The following is a 13,678-nucleotide window of genomic DNA, read 5'->3' as shown; positions in this document are numbered from 1 at the left end:
CATGAGTCTCACGACTGACATGAACACCGAACCGAGTGAGAGTGGCACGGGTGGACGACAAGGACATGGGCTCCGACCTTCAGTCGGTACTCATCACCAAAGAAGAGATCGACGCGAAGCTGGGCGAGCTGGCCGCGAAGATCGACGCGGAGTACGCGGGCAAGGACCTGCTCATCGTCGGCGTCCTGAAGGGCGCCGTGATGGTGATGGCGGATCTGGCGCGCGCGCTGTCCACCCCCGTCACGATGGACTGGATGGCCGTGTCCTCCTATGGCGCGGGCACCCAGTCCTCCGGCGTGGTCCGCATCCTCAAGGACCTCGACACCGACATCAAGGGCAAGCACGTCCTGATCGTCGAGGACATCATCGACTCCGGCCTGACGCTGTCGTGGCTGCTGTCCAACCTCGGCTCGCGCGAGCCGGCCTCCCTTGAGGTCTGCACCCTGCTGCGCAAGCCGGAGGCGGCCAAGGTCGCCATCGACGTGAAGTGGATCGGCTTCGACATCCCCAACGAGTTCGTCGTCGGCTACGGCCTGGACTTCGCGGAGAAGTACCGCAATCTGCCGTTCGTCGGCACCCTCGCGCCGCACGTCTACGGCGGCTGAGGAGCACCACCCGCTCGCCGGCCGCCGTGGCCGGACGAGGGCCCGGACCGAACTCCTGCTCCGGACGGGAACCCACCGGGGTTTCCCGCCGTTGGAGCAGGGGAACGCGGGATTGTTAACCGTGGGCGGCGTCGTCGGGTGACAATGCTGGGGTACCGTCCGAAGGCAGTCCTTTTTCGGGCCAGTAATACACCGTACGCACGACCAGCTCTCCACAGGGCTGTTGTGCCTCACTGTGGCAGGAGGGACGGGGCCTCAGCGGCTCCGTATGGATGGACGTGAAGCGATACTTCCGTGGGCCGGTCATGTGGATCGTGCTGGCCGTCCTCGCCGTGGTCGTGTTGATGCAGGTCGTCGGCTCGTCCGGCGGCTACAAGACGGTGGACACCGGTCAGGTCGTCAAGGCGATCGCTGACAACAAGGTGAAATCCGCCGAGCTGACGACCGGTGACGAGAACAAGATCAAGGTCGAGTTGTCGGGCGACAACAAGATCGATGGTTCCAACAAGATCCAGGCGAGCTACATCGGCGACCAAGGCGTCGATCTGGCGAAGAACCTGCAGGCCAAATACCAGACCGGCGAGATCAAGGACGGGTACACCGTCTCCCCGTCGAAGCAGAACCCGTTCGTCGGTGTGCTGCTGTCGCTGCTCCCCTTCGTCCTCATCGTGGTCGTCTTCCTGTTCCTGATGAATCAGATGCAGGGCGGCGGCTCCCGGGTGATGAACTTCGGGAAGTCGAAGGCGAAGCTGATCACCAAGGACACCCCCAAGACGACGTTCACCGACGTCGCGGGGGCCGACGAGGCGGTCGAGGAACTCCACGAGATCAAGGAGTTCCTCCAGGAGCCGGCGAAGTTCCAGGCCGTCGGCGCCAAGATTCCCAAGGGCGTGCTGCTGTACGGCCCGCCCGGAACGGGTAAGACGCTGCTCGCCCGCGCCGTCGCCGGTGAGGCCGGCGTCCCGTTCTACTCGATCTCCGGTTCCGACTTCGTCGAGATGTTCGTCGGTGTCGGTGCCTCCCGCGTGCGTGACCTCTTCGAGCAGGCCAAGGCGAACGCCCCGGCCATCGTCTTCGTCGACGAGATCGACGCCGTCGGCCGGCACCGCGGTGCCGGTCTCGGTGGTGGCCACGACGAGCGTGAGCAGACCCTCAACCAGCTCCTGGTCGAGATGGACGGCTTCGACGTGAAGGGCGGCGTGATCCTCATCGCCGCCACGAACCGTCCGGACATCCTCGACCCGGCGCTGCTGCGCCCCGGCCGCTTCGACCGGCAGATCGCCGTCGACCGCCCGGACATGCAGGGCCGTCTGGAGATCCTCAAGGTCCACCAGAAGGGCAAGCCGGTCGCCCCGGACGTCGACCTCACGGCCGTCGCCAAGCGCACCCCCGGCTTCACCGGTGCCGACCTGTCCAACGTCCTCAACGAAGCCGCTCTGCTGACGGCTCGTAGCGACGCGAAGCTGATCAACAATCACTTCCTGGACGAGGCGATCGACCGTGTCGTGGCCGGACCGCAGAAGCGGACCCGGATCATGTCCGAGAAGGAGAAGAAGATCACCGCGTACCACGAGGGCGGACACGCCCTGGTCGCGGCGGCTTCACCGAACTCCGACCCGGTGCACAAGATCACGATCTTGTCCCGCGGCCGGGCCCTGGGCTACACCATGGTCCTGCCCGACGAGGACAAGTACTCCACCACCCGCAACGAGATGCTCGACCAGCTGGCATACATGCTGGGCGGGCGCGCGGCGGAGGAGCTGGTCTTCCACGACCCGACCACGGGCGCTGCGAACGACATCGAGAAGGCCACCGCAACGGCCCGCGCGATGGTCACGCAGTACGGCATGACGGAGCGGCTCGGCGCGATCAAGTTCGGCACCGACAACTCCGAGCCCTTCCTGGGCCGCGAGATGGGTCACCAGCGCGACTACTCGGAAGAGGTCGCCGCGCTGGTCGATGAGGAGGTCAAGGCCCTCATCGAGACCGCGCACAACGAGGCGTGGGAGATCCTGGTCGAGAACCGCGATGTCCTCGACAACCTCGTGCTGACGCTCCTGGAGAAGGAGACCCTGGGCAAGGAAGAGATCGCCGAGGTCTTCAAGCACATCGTGAAGCGCCCGGCCCGCCCGGCGTGGACCGGCTCCTCGCGTCGTACCCCGTCGACCCGGCCGCCGGTGCTGTCGCCCAAGGAGCTGGCTCCTGCCAATGGCTCCGTGACGACCGCGACCGTCTCCACGGAGAAGACGGAAGCCCCCGAGGAACCTCGCTCGGAGAGCTGATCCCGGAGTTCTTCCCGGCCCCGGAATGAATGCCGCGCCCCCCAGGTTTTAGCCTGGGGGGCGCGGCATTCCGCGATTCGTGCGGGCGCAGAAGGAACGAGGCACCTCATGACGGACCCTGTGACGCTGGCCGGCGACGGCACCATCGGCGTATTCGACGAGAAGCGCGCCGAGAAAGCCGTGCGCGAGCTGCTCCTCGCCGTCGGTGAGGACCCGGACCGCGAAGGGCTGCAGGAGACGCCGGCCCGGGTGGCGAGGGCGTACAAGGAGATCTTCTCGGGCCTCTGGCAGGAGCCGAAGGACGTCCTGACCACCACATTCGACATAGGCCATGACGAAATGGTGCTGGTCAGGGACATCGAGGTGTACTCCACCTGTGAGCACCACCTGGTCCCGTTCCACGGCGTCGCGCATGTCGGCTACATCCCGTCCACCGACGGAAAGATCACCGGCCTGTCGAAGCTCGCCCGCCTGGTGGACGTCTACGCCCGCCGCCCGCAGGTCCAGGAGCGGCTCACCACGCAGATCGCCGACTCCCTGATGCAGATCCTGGAGCCCCGCGGCGTGATCGTCGTCATCGAGTGCGAGCACATGTGCATGTCGATGCGCGGTATCCGCAAGCCCGGCGCCAAGACCCTGACCTCGGCGGTCCGCGGTCAGCTGCGGGACGCCGCGACCCGTTCCGAGGCGATGAGCCTGATCATCGGCCGCTGAGCCATGGCGCCGCACCTGCCCAGGGAGGCGGTGCGGCGACGGGAAGGACTGAATACGGCGTGCGGGAGTGCTCGTGCGCCGTATCGCTGTGAGAGGGCGCGTCGCCGTGCGGGGGCGTGTTGCCGGCAGGGCGCGCTCCGGGCCTTCCGGGACGTGCACAGGCCCTCAGAGCCGCCGCGTGGGCCCTCGGGAGGCCCTTGTCAGACCTTGAGGTGGTCTCCGAGCCAGTCCATGGCGGCGGGGATCTCCCGGCGCCAGGTGTTGAAGTTGTGGCCGCCGCTGTCGAGGATGATCGACGCGACGCGCGAGGGCGACTTCGTCTGCTCGATGAACCTCAGCGTGTGCCGGTAGTTCGGCTCCCCCTGCTTGCTGCTCGTGACCAGGAGGTTCACCGGCGGAGCGGGCAGGTGCTGCTGGCGCCACAGCAGGTTGTTCTCGCGCTCCAGCTGCCGGTCACCGCCGAACAGATCGCCGGTGGTGGCGTCGAGCGGCGCCCGGTAGTTGGCGGAGAGGCCGACGGCGGTGGAGTACGCCTCGGGGTGGCGCATGGTCATCTTCAGCGCGCAGTAGCCGCCGGTGGAGTCGCCGATGATGCCCCAGCTCTTGGCCTCGGTCCCTATGCGGTAGTGCGTGGAAATGTCCGTGCGCAGGTCACGGGTGAAGAAGGTCTCGGTCTGCGGACCGCGCGGTATGTCCATGCACTCCGTGTCACGGGGCGGTGCGACGGTCGGGCGCATCATCACCAGCACGGTCGGCTGGGTCTTGTGCTGCTTGACGAGCTCGTGCTGCGTCTGCGGGAAGTGCAGCTTCTTGTAGAGGGCCTCGGCGGTGCCGGGGTAGCCGGTGAGGACCACGGCTGCCGGGAACTTCCGGTGCGCGTACTCCGGCTGGAAGTACTGCGGCGGCAGGTAGACATACGCCGGGCTGTTGATCTTCGACGTCTCGCCGCGGACCAGGACCTTGTCGATCCGCCCGCCGACCTCGGGCTCGGAGCCGCCCTGAACGCTGACGCGCTGGGTGCCCAGCATCTTCAGCTTGGTGCCGTTCGGGCCGCTCTCGTAGTCGGTGACCACGCCGGGCGCCTGTTCCTGACCGAACAGGTCGGCCCAGGAGGCGTAGAACCCGAAGGAATGGTTGGCGAAAAGGCCGATCGAAGCGAAAAGGGAGATCTGGGTGGCCAGCAGCAGACCGATCCGGCCCAGAACGGCGCGCCAGTTTCCCTTGGACAGGCGAGGCCAGAGCCAAATGGTGAGGATGAACAGTGCTACTGCGATGACGACGGCAAGAAGCAGCACTTTCTTGCTGGTGAGACCCATGTGGTGCTTTCTTCCGGGCGGCCGGCCCATCCGTGCCGCTAAGGGAACCCCGAGCCCTGAAACGCCGTCATACAGGGCGCAAAAAGTCCAGATGTTGCGACAAGGCTCGCATGTTCTCTCGACCGGGGCGACGGGAAAGTGATGTCTGACAGGCAAGATGACGAAAAGCCGGAGCGGGTTGCGTGGCGAACGCCACGCCGGCTCCGTGGTCCGCGGCCGGAATCGGTGCCGCGGCGCGTCGGGACGGCCGGCGCGGTCGTCGGCCTGCTGAACCTCGCGGCCGGTGTCTTCCCGCGATTCCGGCACAGCCGCATGCATGCCATGGCGGAGGTGCTGCCCGGCGCCGTGAGCCCGCTGGCGGCGGCCGCCTCCATCGTCGTCGGCATCCTGCTTCTGCTGCTGGCCCACGGTCTGAAGCGGCGCAAGCGGCGCGCGTGGGTGGCGGCGGTGGCGCTGCTGCCGGTGGGTATCGCCGCTCAGCTCGTCTACCGCCACTCCGTTCTCGGGGCGGCGCTCTCGCTCGGGCTGCTGGTGTTCCTGGTGTGGCACCGCCGTGAGTTCGCCGCCCTCCCGGACCCCCGGAGCCGCTGGAAGGCGGTGGCGAATCTCGTCGTCCTCGGCGGTGTGAGCTTCGTCATCGGCATGGTCGTCGTCAGCTCCCACCCCCACAAGACCATCGGCTCGCCGTCCGTCTGGGCCCGGGCGCAGCACGTGCTGTGGGGCCTGTTCGGCTTCGAGGGCCCGGTCGGCTACACCCACCGCGTCGACTACACCGTCGGCTACTCCCTCGGCGCGCTCGGCCTGCTGACCGTCGCCACCACCGCCTACCTCGCCTTCCGGCCGGAACACCCGGCGGCCCGGCTGACCGACGACGACGAGCGGCGGCTGCGGGAGCTGCTCGACAGGCACGGCGCCCGGGATTCGCTCGGCTATTTCGCGCTCCGCCGCGACAAGGGCGTGGTCTTCTCGCCGACCGGCAAGGCCGCCGTCTGCTACCGGGTGATCTCCGGTGTGATGCTGGCCAGCGGCGATCCGATCGGTGACGTCGAGGCCTGGCCTGGGGCCATCGAGCGCTTCATGGAGGAGGCCCGGGCGCACTCCTGGACGCCGGCGGTGACCGGCTGCAGTGAGACCGGTGGCCAGGTGTGGACCCGGGAGACCGGCATGGACGCGCTGGAGCTGGGCGACGAGGCGATCGTGGAGGTCGCCGACTTCACCCTCTCCGGCCGGGCGATGCGCAACGTACGGCAGATGGTCAAGCGCATCGAACGCAACGGGTACGTGACCCGGGTGCGGCGGGTGCGCGATCTGGAGCCCGCGGAGCTGGAGCTGATCCAGCAGGCCGCGAACGCCTGGCGGGACACCGACACCGAACGCGGCTTCTCCATGGCGCTGGGCCGCATCGACGCCGTGGACGACGGCGACGCGGTGATCGCGACGGCGCATCGTGCGCCCGCCGAGGGGGAGGAGGCCGGACCCTACGGGGACTTGAAGGCGATGCAGCACTTCGTGCCGTGGGGCGATACCGGGATCTCCCTGGAGCTGATGCGCCGCGACCGTGCCGCCGACCCGGGGATGAACGAACTGCTGATCGTGGCCGCTCTGCAGGCGGCTCCGGATCTGAGTGTCAAACAGGTGTCGCTGAACTTCGCGGTGTTCCGCTCCTCGCTGGAGCGCGGCGAGAAGCTCGGCGCGGGACCGGTCCTCCGGGTCTGGCGCGGCATGCTGATCTTCCTCTCCCGCTGGTACCAGATCGAGTCGCTGTACAAGTTCAACGACAAGTTCCGGCCACGTTGGGAGCCCCGCTTCGTCGTCTTCCGCAACAGCCGCGACATCCCGCGGATCGGCCTGGCCGCACTGCAGGCGGAGGGCTATCTGGAGCTGCGTCTGCCGCGCGTGCTGCGCCGCGGGCGCCCCGCCGAACTCCGGCCGTGCGCGCACGGCCCGGCACCCGTGGACCCCAGGGCGACAGCGATCGAGAAGGCCGCCTGAGGGCCGGGGAAGGAGTGTCGTACGCGCCCCGGAAGCCTGCCGCGAAGCCTGCCGACCCAGCGGCCCGTCCGGCCCCCGTGGCGGGCCGCCGTGCCCGGACCGGCCCGCCGGCCGCCGTCCGGTACGGGGGCGCCTCGCCGCTGCAGGTGGCCGCAATCCGGCCAGTCGGAACACGGCCTAGGCTGGTGCCATGAGTACCTTGCGTGGCCGGGTGGCCGGACTGCCGGACTGGGACCGCTGCGCGGTGATGGGCGTGGTGAACGTCACGCCTGATTCGTTCTCCGACGGGGGTCAGTGGTTCGACACCGAGCTGGCCGTCAAGCACGGGCTCGACCTCGTGGCCCAGGGGGCCGACGTGGTGGACGTGGGCGGTGAGTCGACCCGCCCGGGCGCCGCACGGGTGGACGAGGCCGAGGAGCTGCGCCGGGTCGTCCCGGTGGTGCGCGAGCTGGCCGCGGCCGGTGTCGTGGTCTCCGTCGACACGATGCGCGCGTCGGTCGCCGAGCGGGCCGTGGAGGCCGGGGCCCGGCTGGTCAACGACGTGAGCGCGGGCAACGCGGACCCGGCGATGGTGCCGATGGTGGCCGCCTCCCACGTGCCGTTCGTGGTGATGCACTGGCGCGGTCAGTCCGTCGACATGAACGACCGCGCCGTCTACGCCGACGTGGTCGCGGAGGTCGTCGACGAGCTCGGGCAGAGCATGGACCGGGCCGTGTCCGGCGGCGTCGACCCGGCGCGGATCGTCATCGACCCGGGGCTCGGCTTCGCCAAGGGCGCCGCGCACGATCTGGCGCTGGTCGCGCAATTGGCGCGGCTGCGGGCGCTGGGCAGGCCGTTGCTGGTGGCCGCATCGAGGAAACGCTTCCTGGGCAGGGTGCTGGCAGGGGACGAGGGAGCCACCCCGCCGCCGGCCCGGGAGCGGGACGCCGCGACGGCAGCGGTGTCGGCGATGGTGGCGCGAGAGGGGGCCTGGGCGGTGCGGGTGCACGAGGTCAGGGCGAGCGCGGATGCGGTGCGGGTGGCGCGCGCCGTGGAGGAAGCGGGCCGTACGGCCGGTACGACTGATTCCCGCCCCACGGGCAATACGGCAGAAACGAGCGATATGACGGCGAACGCGACGGGAACGGTGTGAGCGGCTTGGGCCCACGGACGGACATCGAGCTGGTCGAGCAGGCGAACACGACCCTGTACGAGACCATCGAGCAAGGCGATCACGAGGCGCTGTCCGAGCTGTGGCTGGACGGCGAGGTGAGCGTCGTCCACCCGGGGTGGCCGGTGTTGCGCGGGCGCGGTGAGGTACTCCGCTCGTACGCCCTGATCATGGCGAACACCGAGTACATCCAGTTCTTCCTGACGGATGTGGAGATCGACGTCGTCGGCGACACGGCGCTGGTGACCTGCACCGAGAACATCCTCAGCGGCGGACCGGCCGAGGAGGACGGCTCGGTGGGGCCGCTCATCGGCCAGCTGGTCGTGGCGACCAATGTCTTCCGGCGGACGGAGGACGGCTGGCGGGTGTGGTCGCACCACGGCTCGCCGGTGCTGGCGGACCGCGACGACGAGGAAGACGGCGATGACGACGAGGACGGCGACGACGACGGCCCGGTAGGCGGAGGGGCGCCCGGCGGGGTCTGAGCGTGGGCGGGCCGCGCGAGCGCGGCCCGTTCCGCCCCCTTTAGGGGAGGCCGAGGCGCGCCCCTGTGAGCGGATCCACCTGCGCGGAGCCGGCGCCGGCCGTCTCCGGCGGAGGCCGCCGGCCGGCGTAAACGGTGGGCGTCAGCGGGGTGGCCGAGGCGCACCCGTTCGAGCCAAGTCCGGCGGGGGTAGGGGTGGGGCGCGGGGGCAGGGGTAAGAGGCCGCGCGGATGACCTCCCCGGTCGTCTAGCAGCAGTACGGGGGCTTGTCCATAGCCCCCGTGGGGGAGCACTGTCAGTGCTCGCAGGTAGATTCGACGACAGGGCGGTGTTGCCGGAGAAGTCCGGCGCGCGCGCCGGAATCCGATCAGCAGTGGCGCCAGAGGTGCCAGTGGACCAGTGGGAGTGATTCGCGTGGATCGTGTCGCGCTGCGCGGGCTGAAGGCCCGAGGGCACCACGGGGTGTTTCCCCGTGAGCGCGAGGAGGGCCAGACCTTCATCGTGGACCTCGTGCTGGGCCTGGACACCCGGCCGGCAGCGGCGACGGACGATCTCGCGAAGACCGTGCACTACGGCGTCGTGGCCGAGGAGGTGGTGGCCGTCGTCGAGGGGGAGCCGGTCGACCTCATCGAGACCCTCGCCGAGCGGATCGCCGCACAGTGCCTGAAGAACGAGGGCGTGCAGGAGGTGGAGGTGGTGGTGCACAAGCCGGATGCCCCGATCACCGTGCCCTTCGACGACGTGACCATCACCATCACCCGGAGCCGAGTATGAACACCAGCAGCGACCCGACCGTACAGCCGGTGCCCGCCTCCGTCGTGGAGCGAGTGGACGCCGCGGATGTGACGCTCTCCAACCCCAAACGCGCCGTGATCTCGCTCGGCAGCAACCTCGGCAACCGCCTGGAGACGCTGCAGGGCGCCGTCGACGCGCTGGAGGACACGCCCGGCCTGCGGGTCAAGGCGGTCTCCCCGGTCTACGAGACCGAGCCGTGGGGCGTCGAGGCGGGCTCGCAGCCCTCCTATTTCAACGCCGTGGTGCTGATCAAGACGACGCTGCCGCCGGCCTCCCTCCTGGAGCGCGGGCACGCGATCGAGGAAGCCTTCGAGCGGGTGCGCGACGAGCGCTGGGGTCCGCGCACGATCGATGTCGACATCCTGGCCTATCAGGACGTGGTATCCGACGACCCGCAGCTGACGCTGCCGCATCCGCGTGCCCATGAGCGCGCGTTCGTCCTCGTGCCCTGGTTCGACATCGACCCGGAGGCCGAGCTTCCGGGGCGCGGCGAGGTCGCCGAGCTGCTCGCGGCGGTCGGTCGTGAGGGTGTGACGGAGCGCGCCGACCTGGAACTGCGGCTGCCGGAGTAGTCGTTAGGGGTACGGGTCGGTTGCCTGCGGTGTGCTGCGTAGGGAATGGTCCCGTATGGCATGGATGCCTATGAACCGGTCCGTTGCGGCATGGATACGTACGGAACGGACAGGGCGGCCATGAGGACAGTGGCCCAGGACGGCAGGACAGTCATGACGGTGCGAGGGGCGATCGCTCGGTGAAGCAGCTACACATCAAGGTGCTGGTCGGGCTGTTTCTGGTGGCCGGTGTGCTCGCCTGGGCGGGCGCCCGGCTGTGGGACTCCCTGGGCACCCTGCCGGGCGTGCCGGTGGCGGCCCCGATCGTGCTGGCGGTGATCGCCGCCGTGCTGGCCGCCACCGCGTTCTCCATGCGGTCGCGGCTGCGCGCGCAGCGCGAGCGCAGGCCGGAGGCGAAGGGCGTGGATCCGCTGGTGGCGGCCCGCGCGGTGGTCTTCGGGCAGGCGAGCGCCCTGGTGGCGTCGCTGGTGGCCGGCCTGTACGGCGGTGTCGGCGTCTTCCTGCTGGCCTCGGGCATCGAGGTCGAACCCCGTCGTGACCAGGCGATCTATGCCGGACTCTCGGTGCTCGCCGGAGCCGCGGTGGTCGCCGCCGCGATCTTCCTGGAGCGGGTCTGCAAGCTGCCGGACGACGAGGACGACGCGGGCGCGACGGCGGCGTAGCGCCACGGAGGGTGAGGCGCGGGCGGTGGCTCGGCATCCCCTCCGTGCCCCGCGGTGGTCTCGTCCCGCGGCCGGCTCTCCGTCAGAGGCCGGGGACGGTGTCGAGCGAAACCTCCCCGCGCGCGACGTTCGCCGCGTCCGCGGTGGTGGAGCGGCGTAGCGCGGCGTGCAGCCGGGTCGGGGTGAGGACGCCGAGGAAGCGTTCGCTCTCGTCGAGGACGGCCACCCAGCCTGCGTCGTGCTGTAGCAGCGTGCTGAATGCCTGCTTGAGCGGGGCGCCGAGTGGGAGCCAAGCGTCCATCCGCCGGGCGACGTCACGGACCGCGGCGGCTTGTGGGTCGCCCTTCGTGGCGCTGTGGGGTATTTCGGCCCGGTTGTCGCCGGTATCGGAGTCGATGCCGTCGCCGGCCCCTTGGAGCGTGGCCGCGGAGACCCAGCCGTGGAGCGACTCGGCGGCGTCGAGGACGACGGCCCAGGACGCGCCGTCGGCGGACAGCCGGGCGGCCGCGTCGCTCGCGGCGTCGTCGAGGTGGACCACCGGGGGCAGTTCGAGGTCGTCGCGTTCGACGGGGGTGACGGAGAGCCTCTTGAGGCCGCGGTCCGCGCCGACGAACGCGGCGGTGTACGGGGTCGCCGGGGCGCCCAGCACCGCTGCGGGAGTGTCGAACTGCTCGATGCGGCCGGCGCCGTAGACGGCGATGCGGTCGCCGAGGCGGACCGCTTCCTCGATGTCGTGGGTGACGAAGAGAACCGTCTTGTGCAGCGTGGACTGGAGCCGCAGGAACTCGTTCTGGAGGTGCTCGCGCACGACAGGGTCGACCGCGCCGAACGGCTCGTCCATCAGCAGCACGGGCGGGTCCGCGGCCAGCGCGCGGGCGACACCGACGCGTTGGCGCTGCCCTCCGGAGAGCTGGTCGGGGTAGCGGTCGCCGTACGTCGACGGGTCGAGGCCGACCAGGTCGAGGAGTTCGGCGGCGCGGGCGCGGGCCTTGTCGCGGCGCCGGCCCAGGAGGTGCGGAACCGTGGCGGTGTTGTCCAGCACGGTCTTGTGCGGGAACAGCCCGACCTGCTGGATGACGTAGCCGATGCGGCGGCGCAGTGCGACGGGGTCGAGGGTGGATATGTCCTCGCCGTCGAGGTGGATGCTGCCGCTGGTCGGCTCGATGAGCCGGTTCACCATTTTCATGGTCGTGGTCTTGCCACAGCCCGAAGGACCGACGAGCGTGACCAGTTCGCCCTTCGCGACCTCGAAGGAGAGGTCGTCGACGGCTGTGGTGCCGTCGGGGTAGCTCTTGGTGACGTGCTCGAAGCGGATCATGGTTCCCCATTGTGGACGGGCCGCCGTGAACGCGGTGTTGCGCGTGGATTGCGGGCCGGGTCGATTGTCAGTGCTGGGGGTTAGGGTCGCAGAGAGTTACCGAAATCGTGAGCGACCGGGGCGGGGGAAGTGAGGACGGTGAGCGCATCGATGGGCGGGCCGGACGCCGTTCGGGCGGTGTCGGATGCGGCGGTCGCGGTGCAGGCGCAGGCCGGCGGGCAGGTGTCGGGGCCCGGCTGTCTGCAGGCCAATGACTGGATCTGCGCCGAGTATGTCCGCACCCGCGGCACGGAGTTGGTCGACGCCACCATCCAGCACATCGGCATCACGGCCGTGTCCGTCGTCATCGGGCTGCTGATCGCCTTTCCGCTCGCGCTGGTCGCCCGGCGCTGGCGGGGCGCGGCGGGAGCGGTCCTCGGGCTGACGACGGTTCTCTACACCGTGCCGTCGCTGGCGATGTTCGCGCTGCTGACACCGCTCTTCGGGGTCTCGGCCTCGGTGGTGGTCACCGGCCTGGTGATGTATTCGCTGACCATCCTGGTGCGCAACATCCTCGCCGGGCTGGAGGCGGTGCCCACCGAGGTGCGGGAGGCGGCCCGGGGGATGGGCTACGGCACCGCGCGCCTGCTGTTCGAGGTGGAACTCCCGCTCGCGCTGCCCGCGTTGGTTGCCGGGCTGCGGATCGCGACGGTCTCGACGGTGGCGATGACGACCATCGGCTCGGTGGTCGGCTACGGCGGTCTGGGAAATCTGATAGCCAGCGGCATGGAGGGCTTCTTCAAGGCCGAGGTGCTCACGGCGTCCGTGCTGTGCGTGCTGCTGGCCCTGGCGGCCGACCTGCTGCTGATGGGGCTCCAGCGGCTGCTGACGCCCTGGACGCGGGGCCGGTCGCGGTCAGGGCCACGTGCGCGACGCGAGGGCCGCACGGCGAAGGTGGTGGCCTGAGGGATGGACGCGATCACGGGTGCCTGGCAGTGGCTGACGACCGCCGCCAACTGGGCCGGCGAGAAGGGGGTGTGGCACCGCCTCGGCGAACATATCCAGTTGAGCGCGTTGTGCCTGGTCATCTCCTGCCTCATAGCCCTGCCGCCGGCGCTCTGGCTGGGGCACCTGGGCAAGGGCGGAGCACTGGCCGTCAACATCTCCAACGTGGGCCGTGCCGTTCCGACCTTCGCGGTCCTGGTGCTGCTGACGCTCAGCCCGCTGGGGACGCAGGGGGACCTGCCGACGGTCATCGCTCTGGTGCTGTTCGCGGTGCCGCCGCTGCTGACCAACGCCTATCTGGGCATGCGGGAGGCGGACCGCGATGTGGTCGAGGCGGCGCGCGGGATGGGCATGTCGGGGCCCCAACTCCTGCTGCGTGTCGAGATACCCCTGGCCTATCCGCTGATCATGACCGGGGTGCGTTCGGCGACGGTCCAGGTCGTGGCGACGGCGACGCTTGCCGCCCTCGCGGGTGGCGGCGGACTGGGGCGGATCATCACCGCGGGCTTCGGCAACTACGACACCGCGCAGGTGGTTGCCGGCGCGGTATTGGTGGCCGTGCTCGCGCTGACGGTCGAAGGTCTCCTCGTCCTGGCCGACCGGCTGTTCGACCCGATGCGCGGGCGGCGGGGAAGCCCCCGTACGGCGAAGGGCGCGCGGCCGGGGGAGGGGCGAGCGGACGGGGCGGGGCCGGGGGCGAAAGCCACGAACGGAACCGGATCAGGTGCTTCCGAGGCGGGTGCCTTCGGGGCCGGGGGGTCAGGGCGCGATGACGAGGCGGTCGCGTTAGGGAAACGGAGCTGA

13 protein-coding genes are annotated in these 13,678 nt (G+C 69.8%); 11 read left to right on the top strand and 2 right to left on the bottom strand.

Annotated features, from left to right (window positions below; translation table 11 throughout):
• Positions 1 to 65: 65 nt before the first annotated feature.
• From hpt to folE, 3 genes are all read left to right on the top strand, one after another.
• The gene (hpt, locus tag QOM21_RS16285; protein ID WP_393896572.1) at positions 66 to 605 is read left to right on the top strand and encodes a hypoxanthine phosphoribosyltransferase; all 540 of its coding nucleotides are present in this window, start codon (positions 66 to 68) and stop codon (positions 603 to 605) included.
• 272 nt (positions 606 to 877) lie between these two features.
• Positions 878 to 2,887 (top strand): ATP-dependent zinc metalloprotease FtsH, encoded by a 2,010-nt coding sequence (gene ftsH, locus QOM21_RS16280; protein ID WP_407550827.1) that lies wholly within the window; start codon positions 878 to 880, stop codon positions 2,885 to 2,887.
• Positions 2,888 to 2,995: 108 nt separating this feature from the next.
• The gene (folE, locus tag QOM21_RS16275) at positions 2,996 to 3,601 is read left to right on the top strand and encodes a GTP cyclohydrolase I FolE (protein ID WP_393896479.1); all 606 of its coding nucleotides are present in this window, start codon (positions 2,996 to 2,998) and stop codon (positions 3,599 to 3,601) included.
• 200 nt (positions 3,602 to 3,801) lie between these two features.
• Here folE and QOM21_RS16270 read toward each other — a convergent pair whose 3' ends face one another.
• On the bottom strand, positions 3,802 to 4,917 hold the full coding sequence (locus QOM21_RS16270; RefSeq protein WP_407550825.1) for an alpha/beta hydrolase: 1,116 nt from the start codon (positions 4,915 to 4,917) through the stop codon (positions 3,802 to 3,804).
• Positions 4,918 to 5,058: 141 nt separating this feature from the next.
• Between QOM21_RS16270 and QOM21_RS16265 the strand changes: the two genes are divergently transcribed.
• The 6 genes from QOM21_RS16265 (at position 5,059) to QOM21_RS16240 (ending at position 10,572) form a co-directional block, all read left to right on the top strand.
• Positions 5,059 to 6,909: a phosphatidylglycerol lysyltransferase domain-containing protein gene (locus QOM21_RS16265; protein WP_407550824.1), complete on the top strand. Its 1,851-nt coding sequence runs from the start codon at positions 5,059 to 5,061 to the stop codon at positions 6,907 to 6,909.
• Between the two features lie 190 nt (positions 6,910 to 7,099).
• Complete coding sequence (gene folP, locus QOM21_RS16260; protein WP_407550822.1) at positions 7,100 to 8,041, top strand: dihydropteroate synthase; 942 nt, start codon at positions 7,100 to 7,102, stop codon at positions 8,039 to 8,041.
• A gap of 5 nt (positions 8,042 to 8,046) precedes the next feature.
• Entirely contained in the window at positions 8,047 to 8,544 is a 498-nt protein-coding gene (locus tag QOM21_RS16255) for a nuclear transport factor 2 family protein (RefSeq protein ID WP_407550820.1), read from the top strand.
• Positions 8,545 to 8,957: 413 nt separating this feature from the next.
• Positions 8,958 to 9,317, top strand: coding sequence for a dihydroneopterin aldolase (gene folB / locus QOM21_RS16250; RefSeq protein ID WP_393896474.1), 360 nt, complete (start codon positions 8,958 to 8,960; stop codon positions 9,315 to 9,317).
• Positions 9,314 to 9,910 (top strand): 2-amino-4-hydroxy-6-hydroxymethyldihydropteridine diphosphokinase, encoded by a 597-nt coding sequence (gene folK, locus QOM21_RS16245; protein WP_407550819.1) that lies wholly within the window; start codon positions 9,314 to 9,316, stop codon positions 9,908 to 9,910. Before folB ends, folK begins: the two co-directional genes overlap by 4 nt.
• A 179-nt stretch (positions 9,911 to 10,089) precedes the next feature.
• Entirely contained in the window at positions 10,090 to 10,572 is a 483-nt protein-coding gene (locus QOM21_RS16240) for a DUF3180 domain-containing protein (RefSeq protein ID WP_407550817.1), read from the top strand.
• A gap of 82 nt (positions 10,573 to 10,654) precedes the next feature.
• On the opposite strand, the gene QOM21_RS16235 is transcribed toward QOM21_RS16240, so the two are convergent.
• Positions 10,655 to 11,890, bottom strand: coding sequence for an ABC transporter ATP-binding protein (locus QOM21_RS16235; RefSeq protein ID WP_407550815.1), 1,236 nt, complete (start codon positions 11,888 to 11,890; stop codon positions 10,655 to 10,657).
• A gap of 222 nt (positions 11,891 to 12,112) precedes the next feature.
• On the opposite strand from QOM21_RS16235, the gene QOM21_RS16230 reads away from it, so the two are divergent.
• Complete coding sequence (locus QOM21_RS16230; protein WP_407555697.1) at positions 12,113 to 12,835, top strand: ABC transporter permease; 723 nt, start codon at positions 12,113 to 12,115, stop codon at positions 12,833 to 12,835.
• A gap of 3 nt (positions 12,836 to 12,838) precedes the next feature.
• Positions 12,839 to 13,678, top strand: coding sequence for an ABC transporter permease (locus tag QOM21_RS16225; protein ID WP_407550813.1), 840 nt, complete (start codon positions 12,839 to 12,841; stop codon positions 13,676 to 13,678).

It is taken from the genome of Streptomyces sp. Pv4-95, assembly GCF_045782725.1.
Lineage (GTDB): Bacteria > Actinomycetota > Actinomycetes > Streptomycetales > Streptomycetaceae > Streptomyces.
The sequence above is the reverse complement of the archived record's forward strand: the minus strand, read 5'-3'. Positions and strand labels throughout refer to the sequence as shown.